At 77.1% G+C, this 1,194-nt stretch carries 1 pseudogene; it reads right to left on the minus strand.

The features are described from left to right. Positions 1 to 1,194, minus strand: a pseudogene (locus tag EYA84_RS32855) (hypothetical protein); the annotation flags it as partial.

Below are 1,194 nucleotides of genomic sequence, written 5' to 3' on the forward strand. Positions count from 1 at the left end.
GTGCGGGCCACGGCAGGTCGCCGCCTGCCGGCGCCGGATCCCGTTCCGGGGCCGCCGGGCGTTCCCACTCGTCGCGGGTGGTGCGGATCGGCTCCTCGTCGACGTAGCCGTCCGGGTACGGGGCGCTGTCCGGGTCGCCCTCGCTGAAGTCGTCGCGGTAGTCGTACCGCTCGACCGACGGCCGGTCGTCGATCGAGGGCTCGCCCGGGTGGCTGCTCCACTGGTAGCGGGGTCGCGACGGGGTGTCACCGGTCGACCGGCGGTCGACGTCCTCGGCCGGTCGACGCGCGGCGGGCGACCGACGACGGTCCTCGTCCGACTCCCAACCGGGCCCGGGGCGTCCGGCCGGGGAGATCGGCACGTCCCGGTCCCGGCGACCGTCGCGCCCGACGGGTTCGGATCGGCGCGGAGGCTGGGGGTAGCGGTCCGGGTCGCGCTCGTCGCGTCGGTCCGGGCCACGCCGGGCATAGCGCTCCGGGTCCCGGTCGTCGCGCCGGTCCGGGTCGCGTCGGGCGTAGCGGTCCGGGTCGCGCCGGTCGGGATCGCGGCGGTCCGGGTCGCGCCGGTCCGCTTCGCGCCGGTCCGCTTCGCGCCGGTCGGGATCGCGGTCGTACCAGTCGGCGTCGCGACGCTCCGGGGTGTCCCAGCCGACACGGCCGGGGTCGCGGCGATCCGGTTCACGTCGGTCCGCGTCGCGTCGGGCGTAGCGGTCCGCGTCGCGGCGGTCGGCCTCGGGCGGGGTGTGGCGGTCCGGGTCGCGTCGGGCGTACCGGTCGGCCTCCCGGGGGTCACGCCGGTCGGGGTCACGTCGGGCGTAGCGGTCCGGTTCCCGCTGGTCGCGGCGGTCCGGGTCGGGTGGGGCGTACCGGTCGCGGCGGTCCTGGTCCCTCGGCGGGTAGCGGTCGGGGTCGTACCGGTCGGGGTCGCGCTGGTCACGACGGGGCGGTGCACCGGTGGCGCCCTGGGCGCTCATCTCGGACCAGGTGATCCCGTCCCGTCCGCGCTCGGACCACCTGTCCTCGGCGCCGGGGCGCTCCGGACGTGTACCGGCGAACGACCGGTCGAACGGCGGCGCGCTGGTGGGACCGTCGTGGCGTCGGGGCTCCGGGATCTCCTGCCGTCCCGGCCGACCGTCCGGCTCGTCGTCCCAGGACCGGCCCACGTACGTGCCGTCCCTGTCTCTTATAACCATCT

The organism is Verrucosispora sp. SN26_14.1 (assembly GCF_004307965.1).
Classification (GTDB): Bacteria; Actinomycetota; Actinomycetes; order Mycobacteriales; family Micromonosporaceae; genus Micromonospora.